At 45.8% G+C, this 25,391-nt stretch carries 24 protein-coding genes; 13 read left to right on the top strand and 11 right to left on the bottom strand.

Annotated features, from left to right (window positions below):
• Positions 1-103: 103 nt before the first annotated feature.
• Positions 104-868, bottom strand: coding sequence for a hypothetical protein (locus IDJ76_RS19170; RefSeq protein WP_191165663.1), 765 nt, complete (start codon positions 866-868; stop codon positions 104-106).
• A gap of 175 nt (positions 869-1,043) precedes the next feature.
• On the opposite strand from IDJ76_RS19170, the gene IDJ76_RS19165 reads away from it, so the two are divergent.
• Both IDJ76_RS19165 and IDJ76_RS19160 read left to right on the top strand, forming a co-directional pair.
• Entirely contained in the window at positions 1,044-1,655 is a 612-nt protein-coding gene (locus tag IDJ76_RS19165; RefSeq protein ID WP_191165661.1) for a hypothetical protein, read from the top strand.
• Positions 1,656-1,735: 80 nt separating this feature from the next.
• The gene (locus IDJ76_RS19160; protein WP_191165659.1) at positions 1,736-4,039 is read left to right on the top strand and encodes an ATP-binding protein; all 2,304 of its coding nucleotides are present in this window, start codon (positions 1,736-1,738) and stop codon (positions 4,037-4,039) included.
• A gap of 104 nt (positions 4,040-4,143) precedes the next feature.
• On the opposite strand, the gene IDJ76_RS19155 is transcribed toward IDJ76_RS19160, so the two are convergent.
• From IDJ76_RS19155 to IDJ76_RS19145, 3 genes are all read right to left on the bottom strand, one after another.
• Positions 4,144-4,710: a hypothetical protein gene (locus tag IDJ76_RS19155; protein ID WP_191165657.1), complete on the bottom strand. Its 567-nt coding sequence runs from the start codon at positions 4,708-4,710 to the stop codon at positions 4,144-4,146.
• A gap of 176 nt (positions 4,711-4,886) precedes the next feature.
• Positions 4,887-6,641 (bottom strand): S41 family peptidase, encoded by a 1,755-nt coding sequence (locus IDJ76_RS19150; RefSeq protein ID WP_224746414.1) that lies wholly within the window; start codon positions 6,639-6,641, stop codon positions 4,887-4,889.
• A gap of 53 nt (positions 6,642-6,694) precedes the next feature.
• Positions 6,695-6,910 (bottom strand): CsbD family protein, encoded by a 216-nt coding sequence (locus tag IDJ76_RS19145; RefSeq protein ID WP_191165655.1) that lies wholly within the window; start codon positions 6,908-6,910, stop codon positions 6,695-6,697.
• A 129-nt stretch (positions 6,911-7,039) separates the two neighbouring features.
• On the opposite strand from IDJ76_RS19145, the gene IDJ76_RS19140 reads away from it, so the two are divergent.
• A complete protein-coding gene (locus tag IDJ76_RS19140) occupies positions 7,040-7,621 on the top strand; it encodes a porin family protein (protein WP_191165653.1) in 582 nt (193 codons plus the stop codon).
• 4 nt (positions 7,622-7,625) lie between these two features.
• Here the strand turns inward: IDJ76_RS19140 and dinB are convergent, their stop codons facing one another.
• Positions 7,626-8,684 (bottom strand): DNA polymerase IV, encoded by a 1,059-nt coding sequence (gene dinB, locus IDJ76_RS19135; protein ID WP_224746419.1) that lies wholly within the window; start codon positions 8,682-8,684, stop codon positions 7,626-7,628.
• Between the two features lie 91 nt (positions 8,685-8,775).
• Here dinB and IDJ76_RS19130 point away from each other — a divergent pair, with 91 nt between their 5' ends.
• From IDJ76_RS19130 to IDJ76_RS19105, 6 genes are all read left to right on the top strand, one after another.
• Positions 8,776-9,372 carry a thiamine diphosphokinase gene (locus IDJ76_RS19130; protein ID WP_191165649.1) on the top strand — a complete coding sequence of 199 codons (597 nt, stop codon included), beginning with the start codon at positions 8,776-8,778 and terminating at the stop codon, positions 9,370-9,372.
• Positions 9,373-9,547: 175 nt separating this feature from the next.
• Positions 9,548-10,696, top strand: coding sequence for a DUF6515 family protein (locus IDJ76_RS21170; protein ID WP_317173983.1), 1,149 nt, complete (start codon positions 9,548-9,550; stop codon positions 10,694-10,696).
• A gap of 81 nt (positions 10,697-10,777) precedes the next feature.
• On the top strand, positions 10,778-11,833 hold the full coding sequence (locus IDJ76_RS19120; protein WP_191165647.1) for an SGNH/GDSL hydrolase family protein: 1,056 nt from the start codon (positions 10,778-10,780) through the stop codon (positions 11,831-11,833).
• A 63-nt stretch (positions 11,834-11,896) separates the two neighbouring features.
• Complete coding sequence (locus IDJ76_RS19115; protein ID WP_191165645.1) at positions 11,897-12,241, top strand: four-helix bundle copper-binding protein; 345 nt, start codon at positions 11,897-11,899, stop codon at positions 12,239-12,241.
• A 9-nt stretch (positions 12,242-12,250) separates the two neighbouring features.
• Positions 12,251-12,853, top strand: coding sequence for a flavodoxin family protein (locus IDJ76_RS19110; RefSeq protein ID WP_191165643.1), 603 nt, complete (start codon positions 12,251-12,253; stop codon positions 12,851-12,853).
• Between the two features lie 50 nt (positions 12,854-12,903).
• Complete coding sequence (locus IDJ76_RS19105; protein WP_191165641.1) at positions 12,904-14,091, top strand: class I SAM-dependent rRNA methyltransferase; 1,188 nt, start codon at positions 12,904-12,906, stop codon at positions 14,089-14,091.
• 26 nt (positions 14,092-14,117) lie between these two features.
• Here IDJ76_RS19105 and IDJ76_RS19100 read toward each other — a convergent pair whose 3' ends face one another.
• The 5 genes from IDJ76_RS19100 to IDJ76_RS19080 form a co-directional block, all read right to left on the bottom strand.
• A complete protein-coding gene (locus IDJ76_RS19100) occupies positions 14,118-14,612 on the bottom strand; it encodes a GNAT family N-acetyltransferase (RefSeq protein ID WP_191165639.1) in 495 nt (164 codons plus the stop codon).
• A gap of 9 nt (positions 14,613-14,621) precedes the next feature.
• Positions 14,622-15,362: an ABC transporter ATP-binding protein gene (locus IDJ76_RS19095; RefSeq protein ID WP_191165636.1), complete on the bottom strand. Its 741-nt coding sequence runs from the start codon at positions 15,360-15,362 to the stop codon at positions 14,622-14,624.
• Positions 15,363-15,364: 2 nt separating this feature from the next.
• Positions 15,365-16,837 (bottom strand): DUF5687 family protein, encoded by a 1,473-nt coding sequence (locus tag IDJ76_RS19090; RefSeq protein WP_191165634.1) that lies wholly within the window; start codon positions 16,835-16,837, stop codon positions 15,365-15,367.
• A gap of 6 nt (positions 16,838-16,843) precedes the next feature.
• A complete protein-coding gene (locus IDJ76_RS19085; RefSeq protein ID WP_191165632.1) occupies positions 16,844-17,497 on the bottom strand; it encodes a TMEM175 family protein in 654 nt (217 codons plus the stop codon).
• Between the two features lie 75 nt (positions 17,498-17,572).
• Positions 17,573-18,853: a replication-associated recombination protein A gene (locus IDJ76_RS19080; protein WP_191165631.1), complete on the bottom strand. Its 1,281-nt coding sequence runs from the start codon at positions 18,851-18,853 to the stop codon at positions 17,573-17,575.
• Between the two features lie 382 nt (positions 18,854-19,235).
• Here IDJ76_RS19080 and IDJ76_RS19075 point away from each other — a divergent pair, with 382 nt between their 5' ends.
• Positions 19,236-19,880: a DNA-3-methyladenine glycosylase family protein gene (locus tag IDJ76_RS19075; RefSeq protein ID WP_224746413.1), complete on the top strand. Its 645-nt coding sequence runs from the start codon at positions 19,236-19,238 to the stop codon at positions 19,878-19,880.
• 76 nt (positions 19,881-19,956) lie between these two features.
• Positions 19,957-20,727: a type I methionyl aminopeptidase gene (map, locus tag IDJ76_RS19070; protein ID WP_191165629.1), complete on the top strand. Its 771-nt coding sequence runs from the start codon at positions 19,957-19,959 to the stop codon at positions 20,725-20,727.
• Between the two features lie 91 nt (positions 20,728-20,818).
• Here map and cphA read toward each other — a convergent pair whose 3' ends face one another.
• Positions 20,819-23,446 (bottom strand): cyanophycin synthetase, encoded by a 2,628-nt coding sequence (gene cphA / locus IDJ76_RS19065; protein WP_191165626.1) that lies wholly within the window; start codon positions 23,444-23,446, stop codon positions 20,819-20,821.
• A 154-nt stretch (positions 23,447-23,600) separates the two neighbouring features.
• Here cphA and IDJ76_RS19060 point away from each other — a divergent pair, with 154 nt between their 5' ends.
• Positions 23,601-24,527, top strand: a complete 927-nt coding sequence (locus tag IDJ76_RS19060; protein WP_191165624.1) for a cyanophycinase — start codon at positions 23,601-23,603, stop codon at positions 24,525-24,527.
• Positions 24,524-25,366, top strand: coding sequence for an isoaspartyl peptidase/L-asparaginase (locus IDJ76_RS19055; protein ID WP_191165622.1), 843 nt, complete (start codon positions 24,524-24,526; stop codon positions 25,364-25,366). Before IDJ76_RS19060 ends, IDJ76_RS19055 begins: the two co-directional genes overlap by 4 nt.
• Positions 25,367-25,391: the final 25 nt, after the last annotated feature.

Here is a 25,391-nt window from a genome sequence, read left to right as displayed (position 1 = left end):
CACATTGCAATAAATAGAAAGAGCGCAGGGTTTTATCTCCCTGCGCTCTTTCTGTATGTATCGGAAAATATCTCTCCTTCGCTTTACCTAATTAAAATAAGTGTTAGATACCCTTTACCGCCAGGCTCTCGTAATAAGCCGTTATTTTCAAAATGGCCTGTTCCGGATCGCCCTTAAATTTGATCTGGTTATTGCTGATGTACTGCATCAGCTCTTTCTTTTTATCCTTAAATACTTCCAGAAGGTCGCCTTGGCTATTAACGTTGGTATAAGTACCGCCTTTTTTTATAAAGATTTCTTTTTTAACACTAAAGTACGCCTGTACAGACGGGTTACTGTCTGATAAGTTAACAATGCTTTTTGAATGCCTGGCCAATATCTGGCATTTGCCATTATAAAGCTCATCATAAAAGCCGGCGTTAATACCTTTGCCTTTGGCTAAAGTATCCGTATCTACATAAACAAAGTGGTGCCCCACCCAGTCAAAGCTTTGTACACGTTTGCTAACCAAGCTTACACCGGCAGATTTATGAGGTAATTGCATTACCACCAAATCCTTATAAACATCATACAGTACGGGCACACTTTTGTAGGTAAAACCATCATATTCAATATTGCCGGGTGCAAAGTCACTTACATTAGCATAATAGGCGTTTCCCTTAATGTTGGCATCATAAAAACGGTATTCGGCCCCGCTGTACAGGCGTGCATCGTCACCGGCGGCTGCAGTTAAGTAAGTAGATATCGTGTTATCAAAAACAACTTGTCGCTGGTCGGTATCTGCTTGCAGGTTTTGCCCCCTGGCTACTAAAGCCGCGCAGGCAAACAACAGGCAAGCCGGCAGCTTTTTAAAAAAAGTACAGTTCATTTATCGGTCAGAAATAATTGGCGGTATAAAAGTAGTTGCTTTTAGTTAAAAATCAAGCATTTAATTCAATATAATAGCTCGTAACCTAACTGATATTTAACCGTTAAACATAATAGGAATATAACCCTGCAACAAACAGTATGGCTTTAACCTTGTTGAATAATAAACAGTTACCATGAATAAGGCTAATGAAAGCATACCCGAGCAAACAGAAGGGCAGCAAATAGATGTTATTGAATTTTTTGATGCGGCAAACACTGCCGAAGCCCATCATGTTTTTTTAGCGGTTAAAAGCAGGTTAAAGGATGTAACAAAATGGCACGAATATGCCGGGCTCTTATCCGCTAACTTTGCGCTTACTGACAGCATGGGTAACGAAGTATACAAATTTGCCGAAGTTGGCGACCTGATACGGATAGATTTGCCGGGGCCAGGTTCTGCAGCCGGGGGCGGCTATGAGTGGGTACGCATTGAAGCAATGGACGATAACACAGATGAATTTACAGAAACGGAATACATCACCATGACCGCAAGGCCGGTAGCCAATCCAAAAAACCCGGACAAGGCCATAGCCCATTTTTTCGGCCACCATTCTACGGTTACGTTTGTGATAGAGCGCTATTTAAATCATATAAGTGCGGCCGCGCGTGGGCGCAACGAGGTTGCCAACACTACTAACACCGGCCTGTTTGATACAGTGCGTAACACCATTATAGCCTTATCTGCCCGGGAAGGCTTGTCGTTACCGCAGTGGAAAGCATTGATGAATGGTTTATTAGGAAAATAAGTTGATTTCACCCGCTTGCAAATCATTGGCTTTATCAACTAAAATATTAACTTGCAATTATATAATTCTCTTGTAAGCAAATGTATGTAGCCGGTCAGCCAAATATTCAGGATAATTACCAAACCGGTTATTGGGAATGGGATATGACAGGGCAGGTGCCTTTCAGCAATCCTGCTTTATTGCGTGCGCTGGGATATTCAGAAACCGAACTCGCTACAGATCCCGATTGGCAGGTGAAAGTGCCCGATAGCGACAAACAGCAATTCCTCATCAGTTTGCAAAACCATGTTAAAAGCCGCGGCCAGGTTGTATTTGCCCAAGAGGTGCGCTTTTTAAACCTGCACGGCAAAACAGAATATTTTTTATTTACCGGAAAGGTGATCAAGTGGAACGTTTATAACGAGCCGCTATCCATGCGGATCATCTACATCAATATAACCGCCCAAAAAGAAGCGGAGAAAGAAATACTCCGGCTAAAGGATTTTTTGGACAAAACTACGCAGGTGGCTATGGTTGGGGGCTGGGAACTGGATATGGCTACCGAACAGGTTACATGGTCGGGTGTTACCCGGCAAATATTTGGTGTGCCGGAAAGTTTTGTGCCTGAACGTACAAGCGCAACAACATTTTTTAAGGAAGGCTTCGATAGGGATAGCCTGAAACAAGCTTTTGTAGAGGCTGTTACGGAGGGTAAAACATATGATTTAGAACTGCGGATAATAAATACCCGCGGCGAGGAGAGATGGACCCGTACAATTGGCCAGCCCGAGTTTAAAAACGGTAAATGCGTACGCCTGAACGGAATCTTTCAGGATATTACCAATCATAAGCAGGATCAGGAACGCCTGGCAACAAAGAACCAGCAACTCGAAAAATTTATAAACGCAGCACCGGTATCAATAGCCATGTTTGACAGGGAAATGCGCTACATGGCGGCCAGCCACATTTGGATGGCCTCCTACAAACTGGATGTAACCACCATCATCGGTAAAAGCCATTACGACGTTTTTTTTGAGATACCCGATGTTTGGCGCGAATACTTGAAACGCGGCCTTGCCGGTGAAGTGATCAAAATAGAAGAGGATAGTTTTATACGCCGCGATGGTAAGCAGGAGTGGCTGCGATGGGAAATTCGCCCGTGGTTTGAAGCCCCCGGCGTTGTTGGTGGCATTATTATGTTTACCGAATTAATTACCGAGCGTAAACTGGTAAAAGAGGAATTGATAAGGGCCCGTGACCTGGCCGAAGAGGCGGTTTTAGCTAAGTCCAGGTTCCTGTCGGTTATGAGCCACGAGATCCGTACGCCGATGAATGCCGTGATAGGTTTTACCAATTTGTTGCTGAACGACCCGCGGCCCGATCAATTAGAATATCTGAAACCGTTAAAATTTTCGGCAGATAACCTGATGGTTATCATCAATGATATTTTAAGCCTGAGCAAAGCCGAGGAAGGCAAAATTGAACTGGAGAACGTGGCTTTTGACCTGGGCGAACTTATTCAGAACATCTATGCTACAAACAAGCCATTCACAAATGATAAGCGGCTTTCATTTATTGTAAACTACGATAGCAGAGTGCCGGGATTGATCATTGGCGACCCGGTACGGCTTGGGCAAATAATTACTAACCTGGTTAATAATGCCATTAAGTTTACTGCCACCGGTAAAATAACTATCGTTGTAAAAGTATTGCGCGAAGATTCGGGAATGGTCGAACTGAACTTTGCTGTTAAGGATAGCGGGATAGGCATTCCCGGGGATAAACAGGCTTATATTTTTCAACTTTTTACCCAGGCCAGTTCAGAAACCACGCGGCAATATGGGGGCACTGGTTTAGGGTTGGCTATTTGCCAGCGCCTTGCCGAGTTAATGGGAGGCAAAATTACAGTACAAAGCGAACCAGGCGAGGGTTCTGTATTTTCTTTCACGCTCATGTTCCCAAAAGGCCGCCCCGCGATGGCCAAAGAAACAGCGGTGGATGCAAAGAAACTGACAGGCACATTAAAGGGACTAAGCATTTTGATAACCGAAGACAACCCCTTAAATGTGATGCTGCTAAAACGTTACTTGCAACAATGGGGAGCCGAGTGCGATGTTGCAGAAAATGGAGAGATAGCCTTAACCATGGTTAAATTAAAAAACTACAACCTGGTATTGATGGATGTACAAATGCCGGTAATGGATGGATATGAAACAACACGGGCTATTCGTAACCTGCCCGAGCAGCGTTACGCCGACATGCCCATTATTGCCCTTACGGCCAACGTACTTGCTGATGTACGAGAAACTATTTTAGCCAGTGGCATGAACGACGGTCTGAGTAAACCTTTCAATGTTAACGAGTTGTATGAAATGATTAACCGGATAAAGAACCGGATCTTCTAAGTGATGCCTCATTAGATGATATATCTAATGCTGATACGCTATTATAGAAAGAGCAGGTTCCTTGTCGGGAGCCTGCTCTTTTTATCTATAATATTAACCTTTTGTTATGGGCGGCCGTGGCCTCTTTTATCGTCTTTACGGTCTTGGCGGTTATCTTTCCTGTCGTCGCGCAGGTCTTTTCTGTCTTGGCGCACTTCTCTCTTGTCATCACGTACTTCCCTGCGGTCGTTACGGATCTCTCTACGGTCGTTACCATTTCCGTTACCAGTCCAGTGGTTACGGTATTTTACATCGCGGCTGTCGCGGATTACGGTTTGACCGGTGCGTCCCTTATAACCGGCATATTTAGTACGGTAAACATTGTTACGTAACCAGGGGCTCCGTTCGTTTACCACTACTTTGTAACCATTATACAGGTTGTAATTACTGTAGCGTGGCGGCAATGACGCCCGGCGTACCCAGTTGTTGTTTTCTAAATATACATACTGATGTGCGGGCACATCATAATAGGTATCTATATCGGGCATGTAATAATAATCTGCATGATCATAACCTACGGGGCCCCAAGCCGGCTGGCTGCCTATATTAAGGCTAAAGCTTATTTGTGCATTGGCCTGTTTAACTGTTAAAAGGCTAACGAATATGGCGGCGGTAATTAATATCTTTTTCATAATTGTGTTGTTTGGTAGGTATGACAATCATTATCGGTTAAAGTTTAACCAAACGCTGGTGTAGCAGTGATGTTACACGTGAAGAGGCACAAATTAAGATGATGAGAATCAGGAAACAAGACCAAGTGGGGATAAAAATAAAAGTCTTCTATATTAACTTTAGTGCCCCTACAAGCTTACTCGTCTGCAGTGTCTTTAGGTTCTTTTTTACCGGCCATTGCCAGTACGGGCTTGCCAATGGTTTTAAAGTTACCTTCACCTTTTAATATCGATGCCAGTTGCGGCTTGTCTTGCATGGTTTTAATAGCCTGGGCAAGCTCTTTATCGTATTTAAAGTTAGTTTCGTAACGCCCTTTTTCATAAAAATAACGCGAAGCTATTTCATTCTCTAAAACCTGTTTTATCTCCTCTTTATGTAGTTGTAGGTCGTTGCGTTTTGTGGCAGCCAGTTTTGTTTTTAATGCGTCATATTCGGCCTGTATCTCGGCATACTGTTTTTCGCGGGTAGCTTCTGTCTTTAAGGTGGTCAGCAGTTTTTCGGTAACGGTGCTATAGGTGTAGTTTTTACCTGCAAGGTATTTTACAAAATCGTTATACTCCGCATCTGTTAGGATTATCTGTTTTGGCTCAATCGGTTTTGGGTGGGTATTGCGGTACTGGGTGGCATAGTCAAATATCAACAGCTTACTTACCAGCGTTTGAGTTACGTTGGCAAAGCGCTCCTGCTTCACAAAAATATCGGGGTATATGCCGCTGCCGTCATAAACCGAACGACCATTTTTGGTTTTGTACTCATGTATCAGCGAATCGGCTACTTTAATAACGCTCCCGTCATCTTTACGGTGCGTATAATCCAGCGCCTGCACACAACGGCCCGACGGCACGTAATATTTGGCAACTGTAATTTTAACCAGGCTATTATAAGGCAGGTTAAAGGTTTGCTGCACCAGCCCCTTGCCATAACTGCGCTGCCCAATAACAATCGCGCGGTCAAGGTCCTGCAATGCACCTGCAACAATCTCTGATGCCGAAGCCGAGCGGCTGTTTACCAACACCACCAATGGCAGGGTAGGTTCTACAGGGGTACTCACCGTGTTATAGGTGAAATTCTTTTCTTTTATTTTACCCTTTTGCGATACAACGGTAACGTCTTTACCTACAAACAGGTTAACAATTTTTACAGCTTCCTGCAAAATACCGCCGCCGTTGGACCGGAGATCCAATATGATCCCGTTGGGGTTATTTTTTTTCAATGCAATAAGCGAATTGGTAACTTCATCGGCCGAGTTTTCTAAAAACTTATTCAGTTTTATGTAACCCATATTGCCATCAACCATGCCCGAGTATACCACATTGGGTTGTTTGATCTCGTCGCGCACCAGGTTCTTCTCTATTGGTGCTTCATTGTCACGCTTCATTAAAAGCTTGATGCCTGCGCCTTTAGATCCCTTTAAAAGGGCACTCACCTGGTCGTTATTTTTACCGGCCAGTTCAATATTGTTTATTTTGACCAATTGATCACCCTGGCGGATATCGGCCTTTTGCGCGGGGAAGCCTGTTGCTACGTCAGAAATAAACACCTTGCCATCTCGGGCAAATATGCTTGCGCCTATTCCGCCGTACTGTGTGCTTACGTAGTGCAGCTTATATTCTTCAATTTCAGATTCGGGTACAAACTCTGTATAAGGGTCAAGTCCGTCAAGCATCGCATCAACCCCTGTTTTGACCAGTTTGGCCGAATTGATATCATCAACGTAGTTAATGTTAACCTCTTTGTAAACCGAGGCGAAAACATCCAGGTTTTTGGATATCTGGAACAGATCGTCGCTAAAACCCCAGGTAACGGTAGCCAATACCAGCATGCCTGCAACTATAGCCGGTTTCCTGTAATTCTTACCAATCTTGCTATCCTTTAACATCCTTACACCCATTGAATTATAAAACTACAAAAAGCCTTTAAGCTTTTATAGTCTTTAAACTGATTTTAAAGGCGGTTATTATCTATATTAACCAAAGCTTTTTTAAGGGTAAACACCACGTATTCGCGGTTACGGTTCACCAGCTCCATTATCCGGGCAATCAGGTTATCTTCCTGCCCTTCGGTATATTGTAGCTGTTCATCGGTAAGATGGTTATATTTACGCTGAACCTTAATTTTTATACGCTCCCAATCTTTATTGCTGATAGTGATCTCTGCCATAGAACAAATTATTTAAACAAAAATATAAAAAATACAGCGCAGGTTACGTTTTATATGCGGCTTGCATTAAACTTTTAAAATACAGCCCTGTTAACCGTTGTATTATTAGCCAACTAAACCAATAACCTCATGAAAAACATATTTTTAAGCTTAGCCATTGTATTGGCTGCAATAACCGGCGCAAATGCGCAATCATTGGGTATTAAAGGGGCGGTCAATTTCTCGAGGATCAACACCGATAACCTGAAAGAATCGTCAGTTACGGGGTACCAGGCGGGTATATTTGCCCGGTTCGGCCACAGCATTTATTTACAGCCCGAAGTTTACCTGGGCGGCAGCGGCGGTAAATTCGATTTCCAAAATAGTAACGGCACAAGTACCGAAGGCAAGGTAAAGTTCACTACGCTTAATGTACCCTTACTGATAGGAAAAGGCTTTGGCGGCGACAACCTTAACGTGCGGATAATGGCCGGGCCGGTTTACAGCTATGTCTTAGATAAAAACCAAAGCTTTAGTGATAATGTAAGCGGAGCGTATAATGATTTTGGGAGTTACCGAAAAAGCACCTTAGGATTCCAGGCAGGTGCGGGGATTGATGTAGGCCATATCACCATCGATTACCGTTACGAAGGCGGCCTAACCAAAATAAACGAAAATTATGGCCAGCGCCAGCGGTTATGGACGCTGGGTGTGGGTTATAAGTTTAATTAGAATTTCACTCCTCAAACAATCTTAACTGATCCGACGCGCCCTTTACCTTAACCTCAATAGGTGTGAAGTTAGAAAGCGTTATCCCCAGCAGCCGCACTTTGCTGTTATCCGGGTCGGTGGCGGCCAGTAAGGTTTTAGCGGTGGCTGCAATGGTTTCTTCATCGTCAATAAAATAGCTGAACGATTGGCTGCGGGTGACCTGCCTAAAATCGCTGTATTTTATTTTAAGCGTAACGGTGCGTCCCTTTAACTGGTTTTTTATTAGACCGGCATTTACCAATACGGCAATTTTATCCAGTTCAGCTTCCATTTCTTCGGCGGTTGTGAGGTCGTAGGAGAAAGTGTCTTCGGCCCCTACCGATTTCGTTTCGCGGTGCGGCTGCACGGGGCGGTCGTCAATCCCCCGCACTATCCGGTAGTAAAAACCGCCGGCCTTGCCGAAGTTTCGTCTCATTTCGTCCTCGTTCAGCTTTTTTAAATCTGCACCGGTAAACAGGCCCATGCGTTTCATCTTATCAGAAGTAACGCGGCCAACACCATAAAATTTCTCAACCGGCAAGTTCTCAATAAAACTTTCAATAGCCGAGGGGCCGATGAACGTCAACCCGTCGGGCTTTTGCATATCTGACGCTACCTTGGCCACAAACTTATTTACCGATACCCCTGCAGATGCCGTAAGGTTAAGCTCGTCTTTAATGGCTTGCTTAATTTCTTTAGCGATGTCAATCGCCGAGCCGATGTTGCGCTTATCTTCGGTGACATCCAGGTAGGCTTCGTCTAACGAGAGAGGCTCTATCAGGTCGGTGTAGCGGCTAAAGATCTCGCGGATATGCTGCGATACTTCTTTGTAAGCGGCAAAACGTGGCCGCACAAACAAAGCATGTGGGCAAAGTTTTAGCGCCTGTTTAGAAGGCATAGCCGAGCGGATGCCAAACTTACGCGCTTCGTAACTTGCAGTAGCTACTACGCCGCCACGCCCTTCGGGCAGGCCGCCCACAATTAGGGGCTTGCCGCGGTACTCCGGGAAATCACGCTGCTCTACCGATGCGTAAAAGGCATCCATATCAATATGGATAATTTTTCGGCGAATGGGGGCTGCTTGTTCTTCCACGGATAATTACATACAAATATTAAGCTATTTATTAAGTTTACCTTTGAATAAAGATAAATCTATAATTGATAGTATGTCGTCCCACCACATTGTACGCGAAAAACAGGAACCCGCCTTGCTGGTGCTCGGCCTTGATCATTTTGACGACGAGTTGCTGGGCCAATTGCTGGAGTGGAGCCCGACCGTTATCACCACACCGTTAACTGCCGAGCAAATCAATTCGCAAGGTATTAAAGTGGATCTCATCATCGCCGATGAGCCGGATGCCTCGATGCAATCTGACGTTAGGCTGATCTCCGCAGGGGATAACAATGTTGAAGCGGCTATGCAGTTTTTGCTCACCAGCGATTACCAGGCGGTAAACATCGTTACAGACCAGTTACCGTTAGCAGAACTTGCCCCTTTTGCAACACAAATAAACCTGGTGATATTTTCGGGCCGGCAAAAGATCTATCCGGTAACGTCCGGCTTCAGCAAGTGGAAACCGGTGGGCGAAAGCGTTCATATTTTATCGGCAACCAAAGATCTGCAAATCACTGGGCTGGAAAGTGCAGGCAATGGTTATTATGTAACTACCGCCGATGGTTTTTTCACCCTGACCTTTAATGAGGAGTTTTTATTTATAGCAGAAGATATTTAGTGCTAAATACCCACCCATTACATCGCTATTTGTCATCCCAAAAACACTAAAGTGTTAAATTGATATCATGGCTGATTTTTTGTTAAAATAATATTACGCCAGGTTAAACCGTTGATGTATTTCTTAGTCTATAACTACATCAGCAACAACAAACTGAGCTATTATAATCTTCAACATGAAAAGTGCATATAAAAAATTCTTAACATTAGCATTTACAGGCCTTTTAGGTGTGTTTTTAGCTGTACCTGCCAGTGCGCAAAGAGGCGCCCGTGGCGGAGGCGGAGGTGGCGGCGGTCGTTCATCCGGCGGTGGTGGTTTTGGGGGCGGCAGTGGCCGTTCGTCAGGTGGCGGTGGTTTTTCACGCCCATCCGGTGGCGGTGGATTTAGTCGCCCGCAAGGCAACGTAGGTATTGCCCGCCCACAAGGTGGTGGTTTTGGCAACAGGCCATCTGCATCGTCAATTGCACCGCAAGGTGGGTTTAACCGTGGTGCACGCCCTGGTTATGGCGGCACAACTAACGGTTTCCAAAACAGAGGTTCATTTGGCCGCCCGGGCTTTAATAACAGCATAGCCCGCGGTGGTAGCTTTGGCAACCGCTCTGCATTTGGTTACCGTGGTGGTAACTACGGCCGCAATTATGGCCGTGGCGGTGTGTATGGCCGCGGTGGCTATGGAGGCGCTTACAGGCCACGTTACTACGGTTCACGTTATTTTGGCTATGGCTTTTATAACAACCGTGGTTACTATAACTCTTACTATTTACCAAGAATAGGCTTTAGTATAGGCGTGTTGCCTTTTGGTTATTATCCGTTTTACTACGGTGATTACCAGTATTACTACAGCGATGGTTTATACTATCAGCAAAATGATAACCAATACACCGTTGTCGAGCCACCGGTTGGCGCCGAAGTAAATGCGTTGCCTTCAAAAGCTGAAGCGATTACCATTAACGGCGAACAATATTACGAATCTAACGGTGTTTACTACCGCGCGGTTACCAAAGATAATGGCACAGTGGTTTATGAAGTTGCGGGTAAAGATGGTGAACTGAATACTGATGGCGGCGGTGGTAACTATACCAACGACGGCGGCAGTGTGGGAACCTCGAACACCAATGGCGCTTATGACGAGTCGCAGTTGCAGGTAGGCGATATTGTAAAGGTTTTGCCTGACGACAGCCGCAAGATAAAAGTGAATGGCGAAAAATTATTTGTTTCTCCGGAAGGCACTTACTTCCAGGAACAGAAAGATGCCAATGACAATAAGGTTTATAAAGTAGTTGGTTTAGCTGGCGACGAGCCGGATGATAATCAGCAAAAATAATTTGAGTGAGTTTTCAAAAAAGGGGTGGTTCCGAAAGGTTACCACCCCTTTTGTATGCTAAAGTTTTTTACTTTTATTCTGATGAAAAACCTGCTGACAATCCTGACCGTACTACTTATGTTTAATGCAAGGGCAAAAGATATGCCCGTATTATACAAGGCTGATAACCCTAACTTTAAATACGTGGGCCGGGTTGATTTCGCTAACCCGCAGCTGCCTAAATTCTGGTCGCCGGGGGTGTATATTGTTGCATCATTTAAAGGTACATCTTGCGAGTTGCTGATCAATGACGAAGAATTATATGGCAAAACCCATAACTACATTGAAGTGGTTATTGACGGGAAGGCATCGCGCATACAAACTACGGGCAAAACAAACGCCATCACAATAGCCAACAACCTGCCTGATGCAAAGCATACCGTACTGATCTGTAAGGATACCGAAAGCGGTATGGGCTACCTGCAATTTGTGGGATTAAAATGCGCCCAACTATTGCCGCCCGCGCCACTGCCGAAACGCAAAATTGAGTACATCGGCGATTCGATAACGGCAGCGCAGGGGATAGATGAGTCTGTTATACCATGCGGCAAGGGCCAATGGTATGATCAGCACAACGCGTATGAGGGATACGCCGCCCGCACTTCGCGTGCATTAAACGCGCAATGGCAGGTAACTGCGGTGGCCGGTATAGGTTTGATCCATAGCTGCTGCAATATGGATATTTTAATGCCGCAGGTTTACGATAAAACATCCCTACGCCAGGATAGCGTCCCGTATAACTTTAACTATCAACCTGATGTGGTAACCATTTGCCTGGGGCAGAACGATGGCAAGCAGGATTCTACCTCATTTTGCAGCGCCTACGTAAAGTTGATCAGTACCATCCGCAGTAAGTACCCGCAAGCGGATGTTGTTTGCCTAACCAGCCCAATGGCCGATGCATCACTTACCAAAACGCTTAAAAGCTATCTAACCGGTATTGTGCAAGCAGCGAATGCTGCAGGTTATAAAAATGTGAGTAAATATTTCTTCTCCCGCAGTTATAACAGCGGCTGCAGTAGTCACCCCGATATGAAGGAACATGCCTTGATAGCACAGGAGTTGACCGGCTACATCAGGCAGTTAAAACATTGGTAGCCTTAAATTTATTGAAACTTTTTGAGTGAGAATTCATTGTTAAGTTAACCAATAACAAGGACGATGGAAAATCATGATCATACCGCTATACTGCAAAAGTTGCTGGCCTGTGTGGCTGCCTGCGAAAGCTGCGCCACCGACTGCCTGAATGAAGATGATGTTAAGCCAATGGTGCGCTGCGTGAGCCTTGACCGCGATTGCGCAGACATCTGCTCGTTAACCGCGCGCCTTTTGCAGCGCAGTTCAGAAATTGCCCACCAGTTTTTAGTGCTTTGCGAAGAAATTTGCATCATGTGCGCCAAAGAATGCGACATGCATGAGCATGACCATTGCCAGGCTTGCGCCGAGGCTTGCCGCCAATGCGCCGAAGCTTGCCACAAACATCATCAATCCATTACCCAGGTTTAATTAACGCTGATGAAAGCCCTTGTATTAAACTGCACCCTAAAACCCTCGCCGCACCGCTCCAATACTGAAGAGCTTGCCAACGAATTTGTCAAGGCATTGGAAGCCGACGGGGTTGAAACTACGATGGTACGGGTGGCCGATCATAACGTGATGCCGGGCAGTTGGTCGGACATGGGCGAGGGCGATTACTGGCCCGAGATACTAAAGCAGCTTTTAGACGCCGAGATCCTTATCATTGCATCTCCCACCTGGATGGGCACCCTAAGCAGCATGGCCCTAAAAGTACTGGAACGGATGAACGGCCTTTACCCCGAGCGTGACAGGTATAACCGCCCCGTTACTTTTAACAAAGTAGCCGGCTTTGTGGTTACAGGTGCCGAAGATGGCGCCCGGCACGTAGTAAGTGAAATTGCAGGCGCGTTAATGGATCTGGGCTTTACCATCCCTCCGCAATCATACACCTATTGGAACAATGGCCCCGGCCCGGGCGTAAACTACCTGGAATCGGAAAGGCGAAAGGATTGGTCGATAGCAACCGGTAAAGCTGCGGCAGCTAACATTGTGGCGGTTGCCAAAGCTTTGAAAAAGACACCTATCCCGGCCAATAAGTAAGTAAACTCTCCTCGTCCCTCACTTTGTGCCGATATTATTACCTTTGCTGCATGATTGATGTTGTATTAAAAAAGGGAAAAGAAAAAGCGGTATTGCACAGGCACCCCTGGGTATTTTCGGGCGCTATCGAGCCGGTTAAGGGTAAACCCGCCAATGGCGAGATCATCCGCCTGCTCAATGCTAAAAAGGAATTCCTGGCTTATGGTTTTTACAACGATCAATCGCGCGTGGCAGTACGCTTGTTAGAGTGGGACGAAAATACACCTGTTGATGATAATTGGTTTCGCGACAAGGTACGTACCGCAGTTGCGGGGCGCGCACATATTTTAGCTGATGGCCGTACCGATACCTGCCGTTTGATCTTCAGCGAGTCTGACTATCTGCCGGGGCTTATTGTAGATAAATATGCAGGCCACCTGGCGGTTCAGGTACTTACATCGGGTATGCAGGCTGCTATGCCGGTGATCATTGATGAGTTGAACACCTTGCTTAAATCCGAAAGTATTTTTGATAAGAGCGATGCCACATCACGTGCGCATGAGGGTTTGGAAACTACCAATGTTTTATTAGCCGGTAACCAACCCCCAGAACTGGTAATGGTAAAAGAGAATGGTATTGCTTATGGTATCAACATAGCCGAGGGGCAAAAATCAGGCTTTTATTGTGATCAGCGTGAAAACCGTTTAACGCTGGCTAATTATGCCAGAGGCAAAAAAGTACTGGACTGCTTTAGTTATACAGGAGGCTTTACCCTAAACAGTTTACAAAACGGTGCCGTGCAGGTAACCAGTGTAGACAGTTCGGCCCTGGCATTAGAAACTCTACAGGAAAATATCCGCCTGAATGGCTTTGAAGATACAAAGCACGACGCCATTAAATCTGATGTGAACGTGCAGTTACGCAAGTTTAGGGATGAGGGCGAAAAGTTTGACATCATTGTGCTCGATCCGCCAAAATATGCGCCGTCACGGTCCGCGTTAGACCGGGCATCACGGGCCTATAAAGACCTGAACCGGTTAGGCATGCAGTTGCTGAACAGCGGCGGCTTGCTGGCTACGTTCTCTTGCTCGGGTGCTATGGATATGGAAACTTTTAAACAGGTATTGGCCTGGGCTGCTTTAGACGCAGGCAAACAGGTGCAATTTGTGCATCAGTTTCACCAACCCGAAGACCATCCTGTGCGCGCATCATTCCCCGAGGGCGAATATTTAAAAGGGTTGCTTTGCAGGGTATGGTAATGGAAAGGTGTTAAAGCAGCCTTTCGTTACAGCTCCTTCCGCATCACATAATCATTCATCCAGTACGGGCCGATAGCAATATCCTCTTCATAAGCGATGGTGAAACCCATGCGCTCGTAAAAGTCTTTGGCTTTATTAAAGCGGTTAACATTTAAATCGAGCGTGTGCTTCCCCGCTTGTTTAGTTTTTTCCGCAACCGCATTGATCAATATCTTACCATAACCTTTGCCCTGTGTTTTGGGCAGGCAGTAAAGCTTGTGCAGCTTGTAAATTTCCGCATTTTCTTCCCTTGGCGAGTAAGCCGCAAAAGCCACCGGTTCCTCATCTTCTAAAAGCAACAGAAAGGTTTGCTCACCATTGCTTACCTGGTTCATAATCTTGTCCGGCGAATAGATCGTATTAAGCATGTAAGTAACCTGCTCTTTACCTAATAGGGGTTCGTAAGTGGGCCACCAGGTTTGCTCGGCTATTTGTAAAATAGCGGCAACGTCGGCTATAGTCGCTTCTCTGATGGTATACATGTGCCGCTATTAATGGTTCTCTTCTTTATCTACCCCGTCATATGAAGCAATTTGCCCCACGCCAAAATACTCTTCCAGTTCTGATAAGGTTGATGAACTTGTTGCGATATCCTTAATGATCTTTCCTTTCTCCATCAGCAAAATGCGCTCGCAAACATCTGTTACGTGGTTCAGATCATGGCTGGACACAATAGTTGTAACGCCATGTTTCTTATTCTGCTCTTTCAGGATATTTTTTAACCGGAACTGGGTACTCGGGTCAATGTTAGCGAAAGGCTCATCCAGCATCAGCAATTGTGGTTTTTGCAGCAGGCAGGCACCCACGCCAACCTTACACTGGTTACCCTTGCTTAAATCACGGATGTATTTTCCCTTCCGCAGGATCTCGCCGTTAAAAAAATCGGTCAGCCCTAAAAGCGCCTCGTCTACCTGCGGTTTGTTTTGCTCGTGTAGGCCGCCAATAAAGTATAGATATTCTTCGGGTGTTAAATAATCTATCAGAAAGCCCTCGTCCAGGTAAGATGCGGTGTAGTTTTTCCAGTCCTCGCCGCCGGCCACTTTATTGCCGTTAGAAAGAACTTCGCCACTTTCCGGGCGTATCAGATCCAATATCATGCGGAAAAGCGTAGTCTTGCCCGCGCCGTTATTACCCACCAGGCCAATACTTTCGCCAGCCTTTATTTTTAACTGCGGCACGTTCACCACGGTAACACCGTTGTAAACTTTCTTAAGGTCGTTTATCTGTATCATGGTTACTTATTTCTAAAGCCTTCGGCTATTTTAAATCGTTTGGTGTAAAAATCGGCTTCTAACTTTTTTATCCAGAAGCTACGGGTAATGATGAACAGGATGCCTATCACTGCTAAAACAGCTAACCCCACGTCGGGCATTTTCAAGTATTTAAACGGGAGGTAAAACACATAAGGAAACAAGATGAGCGGGAAAGACAACAGCAGTTGCGTCGCACCTACACCCTCCCAGTTAAACGAGGCCCCCTTACTCAGGTCGATGCGTTTATAGTTGCGGTTGGCAAAAAATAGTACAATGGTGGTGTTAACGCCCAAATTCCACAAGTACATGATAAAGTGGATCAGTACCACCTTCCAGCCGAAATAGACATAAGGGACCGTTAGTATGAATGCTACGGTTGATACGATGGTGAACAGCAAGTATTTCCCTTTCAGGAAATCGGTAAAGCTGATCTTGCTCACCAGCAATCCATCAAAATGCGAAGCCTGCCAGCTAAACATGAACTGGCCGTAGTTAATGATAAAGATCCCTGTCATAAACATTCCTACAAATACTTTAAAGCCCTCGCCGTAAACAGATTGGGTGTAAAATATTAAACCGTAAAACATAAACACCAGCCCCATAATCAGCGATGAGCGTGACCGTTTATTGCGCAGGATGAGTTTGATCTCGTTGGCCACCAGATCGCCCACACTTCCAAACTTGTTTAAGAACGGGATCTCGGTGCTGCTTTTGTAAGCTTCTTTTTTTGAGCTCAACTCTTCCAGGTACAGGTTGCTTTTGAGATATAAAAAATTGACGTAATACATCGCCACCGCTAATAGCAATGGGGCAAGCATCAAGGCCGGGGCAGTAATTAGGTGGCCGAAGAATGCGTACGAAATATTCCGCAAGGAGTATACGTGCCAGAGGTAATCCCCGCAGGTAATTAATACTAACACCGCTGTTGCTACCAAAAACACCCAGCCGTTTAAGTTGGCTTTGCGCTTAATGTACATGGCCAGATAGTTGTTGAAAATGGCCAGCGATAAAATGGACACAAAAAACGCTAAGGCAATTAACCCGCCCGAAGCAGGCAAAATAACTTTAAGTACAAACGGGCCAAAAATAACGATTGGCCACAGGTTAAAAAACGACATTAATGCCGTTAATGCCAGGTAACTTACTACGCTGTTCCGTTTAACCGGCAGGTGTAAATAGGGCTGTACCTTTAGGGTGGGTAACTCCTGCAGTTGCATGCGCGAGATAAGATCAAACAGATAATACACCAGCAGGATGCCGCAAAAGGCGATGGTTTGGTTTTGGCCTTTAAATACTGCGCCTAAAATTTTATCCAGAAACAGGCCCAGGGCCAGCACATACAGAAACAGGATGAAGATAAGTACCCCCATCACTATTTTGATGGCTACACTTTTACCTGTATTGGTTGACCGCCAAAAGGATTTTAATTCGTGACTGAAAAAGGTTGATATCATTGAGGTTTAGTTAAAAAATGTGGGATGTTTTTTGCGGTAATGGCGGTTTATCCAAATCGAAAAAAATGGTATTAACAAAAATGCCGCGTAAGCAAGATAAAGGTTAATAAATGACACCAGCGCAGCAAACATGAAAACAAGCGGTGCAATCATTGACCGCTGTTGGTAAAACCTAACCTTCGTACGGTCAGTTAAGCCTGTACTTAAGTTATATTTGGGGTTACTAACTACTTTTAGCAACCTGAAGTTCATAAAACCCGTGAAACAAATATTAAGCACATAAAAGATCAGTGGGATGCGCAACCCGGCAATGTAGTACTCGCTAAAAAAGGCCGAACTGAACGGCATTAATACGATAGATAACAGGAACCACAAATTAACCCAAAGCAACTTGCCGTTATAGTTGGTAAGATATCCAAACAAGCGGTGGTGAAAGATCCAATACCGCCCTATCACAAAAAAACTAACGATAAGCCCGATAAACTTGCCAATAAGCATACCCAAAGCATCCAACATTTTCGCGTCGCTAAATGGTGGATGTATATCCGGTATTTTGATCTCGATGATGAGCAGGGTTATGGCAATAGCAAAAACCGCATCACTAAACAGCGCGATGCGATCTAATTGAAACCGTTGGTGATGCGTATCCGTTTTGATCATGGTAAGCTTTTCCTGAACGGAAAATAGCCTTTTTAAACCAAGCGGGCAAGTATTAGTTAAAATATATCCCGTGGGTTAATATTTATACCGGTCGCCCCAAAGTTTCTTTAGCTTTTCTTTTGATTCATTTTCGCGGGCATTGTTACCGGGATTATAAATTTTTGTTCCGCGGATCTTTTCAGGAAGGAAATCCAGATCGGCAAAGTTTCCCTCAAAGCTATGGGCGTACTTATAGTTTTTACCATAGCCGATGTTCTTCATCAGTTTGGTTGGCGCATTGCGTAAATGCAGGGGTACGGGCAGGTCGCCGGTTTCCCTTACCAAAGCAATAGCCGCGCCAATGGCTGTAGTAGCCGAATTGCTTTTTGGCGATGTAGCCATGTATATAACGGTTTGCGATAGTATCAGTTGCGACTCGGGCATGCCAATTTTGTTAACCGACTCAAAACACGCCTGGGCCAGCAGTAAAGCGTTAGGGTTAGCGTTGCCAATATCTTCTGATGCCAGGATCAATATGCGACGGGCGATGAACAACGGGTCTTCGCCGCCTACGATCATGCGGGCCAGCCAGTAAACGGCACCGTTAGGATCGCTGCCCCGCATAGATTTAATGAAGGCCGAAATAATATCATAATGTTGCTCGCCGGTTTTATCATACAGCGCCATGTTTTGCTGTACATGCTCCAGCACCACATCATTGGTCAGTGTTATCTTTTTACTATCGAAAGCGTTTACCAACAGCTCGAAAATATTGAGCAACTTACGGGCATCGCCGCCGCTCAGGCGCAACAGGGCTTCGTGTTCTTTGATAACGATGTTCTTTTGCTTCAGCACCACATCTTCGTTCATCGCTTTATCCAGCAAGTCTAACAGGTCCTGCTCGGCTAAATGCTGTAAAATATAGACCTGGCAGCGCGAAAGTAACGCCGAAATCACCTCGAATGATGGGTTTTCGGTAGTAGCACCTATCAGCGTAACAATGCCCCGCTCAACAGCACCCAACAGGGAATCCTGCTGCGATTTTGAGAAACGATGGATCTCATCAATAAACAATATAGGTAGTATCTCGCCCTGCTCTTTTAACTGCGAAGCTTTTTCAATTACATCGCGCACATCCTTCACGCCCGAGTTAATGGCGCTTAACGAAAAGAATGGGCGGTATAACGATTGCGATATGATGTAAGCCAGTGTGGTTTTACCCACCCCCGGCGGCCCCCAGAACAACATGGATGGCAAACTGTCGCTCTCAATGGCCTTTCGCAACACCGCACCCGGGCCCACCAGATGTTTTTGCCCCACATAATCATTGAGTGATTTGGGGCGCATGCGTTCGGCTAATGGCGGCAGGTTATTCATAATGTAAAAATGAGGAATTAAACGCGATATTTTAAAATAGGTGGTATATTGGGTTGATATTACTCAAATGAAAAGTAAGTATTTAAAATTTTGTTTCACTTTTTTAGTAGTCTCGTTTTTCCTAACGCTAATGACGGCTTTAAATATATTCGGCGGTTGGCCCAACATCGCTCACAAATTCAATTTAGCAGCAATATTATCATGTCTATTTTCATTATGGTATTTGATACAGGCATGGCGGGATGAATTTAAACTCAAAATGGTTGTTTTTTTCGTTGTGATTTTGTTAATGTTGGGCTTTCAATCCATATTTATTATTTTAAAATATGGATATAACGGGCAGTACATAAGCATATTCACATTAAAGTCATAGTGTTTAATTATGTCCAAGCCTCTAATGCCCCAACAGTTCACCCCCGATAACTTTTACACTATCTGCGACCGCCTGGCCGAGATGGATGCCGATCTCGCCCACATCCTGCAAATGCATGGCTACCCGCCGATGTGGTCACGGCCTAATACTTTTGAAAGCCTGGTGCACATTATCCTGGAGCAGCAGGTATCGCTGGCATCAGCCCTGTCGGCGTTAAATAAACTGCGGGAGCGGGTGCAGGAAGTTACCCCGGCGAGGATCTTATTATTAACAGATGCCGAGCTGAAGGAGTGTTACTTCAGCAGGCAAAAGTCTTCTTATACGCGTTACCTGGCCGAAGCCATCATCAGCGGGCAAATTGACCTGGCAGTATTCGAGCATATGGAGGATGACGAGATCCGCCGGCACTTGACGGCCCTTAAAGGCATCGGCAACTGGACTACGGACGTGTATCTGATGTTCGCCCTCCAACGTGCCGATCACTTTCCGGTTGGCGACCTGGCCATAGTGAACGCCATCAAAGCCTTAAAATCTCTCCCGAAAGAAACGCCAAAAGAAGAACTGGTTTTAATTGCCCAACAATGGTCACCCTATCGCACCGTGGCCAGTATGATGCTCTGGCATTATTATTTGAGCAAGCCGAAAGGAAAGTAACCGTAGAGTTCTTTTACAAACCGATGAATGCTATCGGTGCATTATTCACTAATTTTGCAGCAGGTAAAAAATCAACATGTCTATATCTACCGAAAACGAAAGAATTGGGATGCAGCAAGCCAGCGATGCTGTGGCTGTAACCCTTAAAAGGATGCGGGAGTATGCTAAACCGGGCATCTCTACCAAAGAGCTTGATGATTATGGCGGCGAATTGTTGGCACAGATGGGTGCGAAATCTGCCCCTTTACTTACTTACAACTTTCCGGGTCATACATGTATCAGCGTGAACAACGAGGTTGCGCATGGCATCCCTTCGGCAGAGAAGATCCTTAAGGACGGCGACCTGGTGAATATTGATGTATCCGCCGAACTGAACGGCTATTGGGCAGATAACGGTGGTTCATTTGTAATTGGCGAGGATCTTCACGGGCATGGGAAATTGGTAAACGCCTCTAAAGAAATACTGAAAAAAGCGATCAGCAACATTAAGGGGGGTGTCAGGATTTCTGAGATTGGTAAACTGATCGAGACCGAAGCCAAAAAAGCCGGATACACCGTCATCAAAAACCTGACCGGCCACGGCGTGGGCCGCAGCCTGCACGAAGAACCACATGAAATTGCAAATTACTGCGATAAATATAATACCACCCGCTTCAAAAAGAATTCGGTTGTGGCGATAGAAACATTTATCTCAACCCGCTCAACCATTGCCGAAACCGAAGCCGACGGATGGACACTTACCGGCAATAAAGGCGGCTTTGTTGCCCAGCACGAGCACACCATTATGGTAACCGGTGGCCTGCCTGTGATATTTACTGCGCAGAATGGCATTTGGGAACTAAATTAAAATAGATAAGAATAGCAAAACGGCCTGCATTATTCATGCAGGCCGTTTTGCTATTTTAGAACCCTCTCCTTTGGAGAGGACAGGGTGAGGCTTATACGTTAAACAATCCGTTACGCTCCTGCTCCTGGTAGTTTTGTACTGTTTCTATGGCGTTGCTGATCACGTCACTCAGTGCCACAATAAACGCACCCGGTTTGGCCAGGCTCATGGCATGTTTAATGGCGTCTATCTCTTTAGGCACAATCTCGTAAGGGACATTGTTCCCATCTGAGGCGATACCGGCCTTCAGCAAGTCAAGGATGTTTTCTTCTGTACGGCCGCGCAGGTGTTTTTCCTGGCGGAGGATGATGTAGTCGAACATTTCGGCAGCTATCTTACCCAGTTCGATAATATCCTCGTCGCGTCGGTCGCCGGTGCCGGCTATGATGCCTATCTTCAATGGCGAGTCGATGTGGCTCAGGAACTGTTTGATGCCGTTAAACCCATCAGGATTGTGCGCAAAATCGATCATGAAACGGAAATCCTTAAACTCAAAGATGTTCATCCGGCCCGGTGTTTGCGCTGCAGACGGGATAAAGGTTTCCAGCGACATTTTGATATCCTCGGTTTTAAAACCATGCAGGAAGGTAGCCAGTGTTGCCGCCATTACGTTATCAATCATAAAGGCAACGGTACCGCCAAAAGTAAGCGGGATCTGGATAGTGCGCTGCACGCGAATCTTCCAGTCGCCTTTTTGAATGGTGATGTAGCCGTTTTCGCAAACGCAGGCTATTCCGCCCTTTTTACAATGGGCTACAATAACCGGGTTGCGCTCGTCGCGGCTAAAGTAGGCTACGTTGCAATCGGCTTTTTTGCCAATTTCTACACAATATTTATTATCGGCGTTCAATACCGCCCAGCCGTCTTTCTTCACAGAATTGATTACCACGCCTTTTACGCGGGCCAGGTCATCCAGTGTGTGGATGTCCGATAAACCCAGGTGATCTTCCTGGATATTGGTCACCACGCCGATATCGCAAAAGCCAAAGCCCAAGCCGCTGCGCAGTATGCCGCCACGGGCGGTTTCTAACACGGCAAAATCAACCGTTGGATCTTTCAAGATGAATTCGCTGCTTACCGGGCCGGTGGTATCGCCCTTAAGCATCATGGTGTTTTGTACATAAATACCATCGCTGGTCGTAAAACCAACACGGTGGCCATTATTTTTAACAATATGTGCAATTAAACGCGTCGTAGTAGTTTTGCCGTTGGTGCCGGTAATGGCAATGATAGGGATCCTGGCCGATTTGCCCGTTGGGTACAACATATCCAGCACATGGCCCGCTACGTTGCGCGCCAAACCTTCACTCGGGGCAATATGCATCCTAAAACCCGGGGCTGCGTTTACTTCTAAAATCACGCCGCCATTTTCGGTCAATGGCTCAGTTAGGTTCTTGGCCATAATATCGATGCCACAAATGTCCAAACCGATGATCTTGGAAATGCGCTCGCAGATAAAAATATTCTGCGGGTGCACATGGTCGGTCACATCTATCGAGGTGCCGCCGGTACTTAAGTTAGCGGTCGACTTTACAAATACCTTTTCGCCGGCGGCGGGTACGGTATCTAATGTGTAACTCTTCTTTTCGAGCAGGTCAAGCGTATCGCGGTCAATATCAATCAGCGTCAAAACATTTTCGTGCCCGTAGCCACGGCGGGGGTCGGTATTTTCTTTATCGATGAGTTGCTGAATGGTCAGTTCACCATCACCTTTCACGTGGGCCGGGTCGCGCAGGGCGGCGGCAACCATTTTATTATCTATCACCAGCACACGGAAATCATACCCGGTTATAAAACGCTCAACAATTACCCTGCGGGAGATCTTTGCGGCAAATTCATAAGCTGCAATGGCATCTTCAATACTGCGGATGTTGATGCTAATGCCGCGGCCGTGGTTGCCGTCAAGCGGTTTAAACACTAAAGGGAATCCCACTTTTTCTATCGCCTCAACTACCTGCTCCACACTGCTAATGGTCATTCCTTTGGCAACGGGGATGGCCTGCTCCTGTAACAGGCGCTTGGTCTCGTCTTTATTACTGGCAATATCTACGGCGATGCTGCTTGTCTTCTCCGTCATAGTAGCGCGGAAACGTACCTGGTTCTTGCCATAACCCAGTTGCACCAGCGACTGGTTATTTAATCTGATCCAGGGGATATCCCTTGCAATAGCTTCTTCTACTATCGAGCCGGTGCTTGGGCCCAGGCGGGTATTCTCGCGGATCTCCCGCATCTTTTGGATGTCGGCCTCTATATCATAATCCGTACCGGCAATTAAAGCTTCGGCAATGCACACGGCGGCCTCTGCTGCGTAAACGCCCACCTTTTCTTCCAAGTAAGCGAATACCACATTGTAAGTGCCCGGGGTTTTGGTTTCGCGGGTGCGGCCAAAGCCTGTGGCCATACCGGCAAGGGTTTGTATCTCTAAGGCGATGTGTTCTATTACATGGCCCATCCACGTGCCCGCAACAACCCGTTCAAAAAAACCGCCTGGTACACCCGGCGAGCAACGGTGCGAATGCAGGCTAGGTATGAGCTCTTTCATCCGCTCGTAAAACCCCTCTATGGTATTGGTGGGGCGTTGTTCCATCTCCTGCAGATCTAACCGCATCTGGATTAATTTTTTGCGGTTAATGCTCCATAAGTTGGGCCCGCGTAGTACCTGTATATTTTCAATCTTCATAAATGCGCTTCAAGATCAGTTGTAGAAATTGTTTTTAAATCTAAATAACTTATCAAGTTAATAAAAAGTTTCGACCAAAAAATGCATTATTATTAATTAAATCATTCGTTTTTAATCAATTTTATTTTAATTTGTATAAACTGATACAAAAATTATGATTGCCCCAAAAGGAAAACTCGTTATAATTGGTGGTGCTGTTGATATGGGCAGTAATGTAAGTGTAACCGAGCATATAATGCAGCCGCACTACATCAAGTTCTTCGAAAAAGGCATCCTGCGCCGTATTATTAATGAGTCGGCCAAGCAGGAAGGCTCTATCGTTGAGGTAATTACCACCGCATCGCAAATACCCGAATTGGTAGGCAACGAATACATTAAAGCCTTTAACCAGTTAAGTGTTACGCATGTGAACGTAATGCATATCAAAAGCCGTGAAGATGCATCCAATCACGATATTTTAGAGCGCATCCGCAAAGCGGATGTGGTAATGTTTAGCGGTGGCGATCAATTGCGTTTAACAGCTATATTTGGCGGTACGCAGTTTTTACAGATCCTGAAAAAACGTTACAACGACGATTACCTGGTTATTGCAGGTACTTCTGCAGGCGCAGCGGCAGCATCAACCCATATGATCTATCGCGGGCAAAGCAACGAAGCCCTGATCAAAGGCGAAGTGCAGATAACGGCAGGCCTGGGCTTTATTGATTCTGTTATTGTTGATACCCATTTTGTGCAGCGCGGTCGTATTGGCCGTTTATTGTATGCTGTGGCTACTAACCCGGGTATACTGGGCATTGGCCTGGGCGAAGATGCAGGTTTATTGATCACCGAAGGCAGTACGATGGAGGCCATTGGCTCGGGATTAATAATGCTGGTAGATGGTACTAATATTGTGGAAACCAACGTTTATGATGTAGAAATAGGCGACCCTGTTTCTATCGAGAATTTAAAGGTTCATGTAATGTCGTTATTTGATAAGTACGACCTGCAGTTGCAACGCATGATCATCAAAAAGGCCATAAAAGTAGAGGACGACGTTTATATAGCGGCGGCACAGGATAGTAACGATCTCATACAATGAAACTGATCATACACGGCGGGTTCTTTAGCGAATCAAACACCAATCAGGAAGTTAAAAAAGCCAAACAGGATGCCCTGCGCGAGATAGTGACGCTTGGGCATAAATATCTGGAAAGCCATACTGCCCTGCAAACCGTGGTTTATACGGTGCGTTTGCTGGAAGATTGCGACCTGTTTAACGCCGGTACCGGCTCACAGATCCAGAGCGATGGCAAGATCCGTTTAAGTGCCGCGCTGATGGACGGCAAAACACAAAAGTTTAGCGGCGTTATCAATATTGAGGATATTAAAAACCCGATCTGCCTGGCCGAAAAGCTGATGGAGTACGACGACCGCGTTTTAAGCGGAAAGGGTGCCAATGATTTTGCCGCTAACAATGGCTTTGACTATTATAACCCCGAGATACCACAACGCCGCAAAGAGTATGAAAAGAAACTAAGCGACTCTATTCGCCTGGGTACGGTTGGCTGTGTGGCTTTAGATATTTATGGCGATATAGCGGCTGCAACCTCTACAGGTGGCAAAGGCTTTGAAATTCCAGGCCGGGTGAGCGACTCTGCAACTACAGCCGGTAATTACGCCAACGCCTTTGCGGGAATTTCCTGTACTGGGGTAGGTGAGGATATTACCAGCGGATCTGTAGCCACAAAAATTGTTACCCGGGTTACCGATGGCATGCCACTATCCATCGCGACAGCCAAAACATTGGATGAAATGAAACCCTATGATGGCTTTGCCGGCATTATTGGCATTACCGGAAACGGCGACATTTACCACGCCGATACGCACCCCTACATGGTTTGGGCCCTGCATGACGGTGAGGTGGAAGTGTTTGAATAAACGCAGATAACTCACCCGCGGCACT

This window comes from Mucilaginibacter glaciei (assembly GCF_014773245.1).
Classification (GTDB): Bacteria; Bacteroidota; Bacteroidia; order Sphingobacteriales; family Sphingobacteriaceae; genus Mucilaginibacter; species Mucilaginibacter glaciei.
Note: the sequence above shows the minus strand (reverse complement) of the source record. Positions and strands in the feature narration are given on the sequence as shown.

What these genes read in the sequence shown, in the direction of transcription:
- IDJ76_RS19120 (WP_191165647.1), top strand. Translation starts at nt 10,778, where the DNA reads ATGAAAAACCTGCTGACAATCCTGACCGTACTACTTATGTTTAATGCA.
- IDJ76_RS19060 (WP_191165624.1), top strand. Translation starts at nt 23,601, where the DNA reads ATGATTGCCCCAAAAGGAAAACTCGTTATAATTGGTGGTGCTGTTGAT.
- IDJ76_RS19160 (WP_191165659.1), top strand. Translation starts at nt 1,736, where the DNA reads ATGTATGTAGCCGGTCAGCCAAATATTCAGGATAATTACCAAACCGGT.
- IDJ76_RS19165 (WP_191165661.1), top strand. Translation starts at nt 1,044, where the DNA reads ATGAATAAGGCTAATGAAAGCATACCCGAGCAAACAGAAGGGCAGCAA.
- IDJ76_RS21170 (WP_317173983.1), top strand. Translation starts at nt 9,548, where the DNA reads ATGAAAAGTGCATATAAAAAATTCTTAACATTAGCATTTACAGGCCTT.
- IDJ76_RS19090 (WP_191165634.1), bottom strand. Translation starts at nt 16,837, where the DNA reads ATGATATCAACCTTTTTCAGTCACGAATTAAAATCCTTTTGGCGGTCA.
- cphA (WP_191165626.1), bottom strand. Translation starts at nt 23,446, where the DNA reads ATGAAGATTGAAAATATACAGGTACTACGCGGGCCCAACTTATGGAGC.
- dinB (WP_224746419.1), bottom strand. Translation starts at nt 8,684, where the DNA reads ATGGATGCCTTTTACGCATCGGTAGAGCAGCGTGATTTCCCGGAGTAC.
- IDJ76_RS19080 (WP_191165631.1), bottom strand. Translation starts at nt 18,853, where the DNA reads ATGAATAACCTGCCGCCATTAGCCGAACGCATGCGCCCCAAATCACTC.
- IDJ76_RS19145 (WP_191165655.1), bottom strand. Translation starts at nt 6,910, where the DNA reads ATGGCAGAGATCACTATCAGCAATAAAGATTGGGAGCGTATAAAAATT.
- IDJ76_RS19110 (WP_191165643.1), top strand. Translation starts at nt 12,251, where the DNA reads ATGAAAGCCCTTGTATTAAACTGCACCCTAAAACCCTCGCCGCACCGC.
- IDJ76_RS19115 (WP_191165645.1), top strand. Translation starts at nt 11,897, where the DNA reads ATGGAAAATCATGATCATACCGCTATACTGCAAAAGTTGCTGGCCTGT.
- IDJ76_RS19150 (WP_224746414.1), bottom strand. Translation starts at nt 6,641, where the DNA reads ATGGGTGTAAGGATGTTAAAGGATAGCAAGATTGGTAAGAATTACAGG.
- IDJ76_RS19100 (WP_191165639.1), bottom strand. Translation starts at nt 14,612, where the DNA reads ATGTATACCATCAGAGAAGCGACTATAGCCGACGTTGCCGCTATTTTA.
- IDJ76_RS19170 (WP_191165663.1), bottom strand. Translation starts at nt 868, where the DNA reads ATGAACTGTACTTTTTTTAAAAAGCTGCCGGCTTGCCTGTTGTTTGCC.
- map (WP_191165629.1), top strand. Translation starts at nt 19,957, where the DNA reads ATGTCTATATCTACCGAAAACGAAAGAATTGGGATGCAGCAAGCCAGC.
- IDJ76_RS19155 (WP_191165657.1), bottom strand. Translation starts at nt 4,710, where the DNA reads ATGAAAAAGATATTAATTACCGCCGCCATATTCGTTAGCCTTTTAACA.
- IDJ76_RS19105 (WP_191165641.1), top strand. Translation starts at nt 12,904, where the DNA reads ATGATTGATGTTGTATTAAAAAAGGGAAAAGAAAAAGCGGTATTGCAC.
- IDJ76_RS19140 (WP_191165653.1), top strand. Translation starts at nt 7,040, where the DNA reads ATGAAAAACATATTTTTAAGCTTAGCCATTGTATTGGCTGCAATAACC.
- IDJ76_RS19085 (WP_191165632.1), bottom strand. Translation starts at nt 17,497, where the DNA reads ATGATCAAAACGGATACGCATCACCAACGGTTTCAATTAGATCGCATC.
- IDJ76_RS19055 (WP_191165622.1), top strand. Translation starts at nt 24,524, where the DNA reads ATGAAACTGATCATACACGGCGGGTTCTTTAGCGAATCAAACACCAAT.
- IDJ76_RS19095 (WP_191165636.1), bottom strand. Translation starts at nt 15,362, where the DNA reads ATGATACAGATAAACGACCTTAAGAAAGTTTACAACGGTGTTACCGTG.
- IDJ76_RS19075 (WP_224746413.1), top strand. Translation starts at nt 19,236, where the DNA reads ATGTCCAAGCCTCTAATGCCCCAACAGTTCACCCCCGATAACTTTTAC.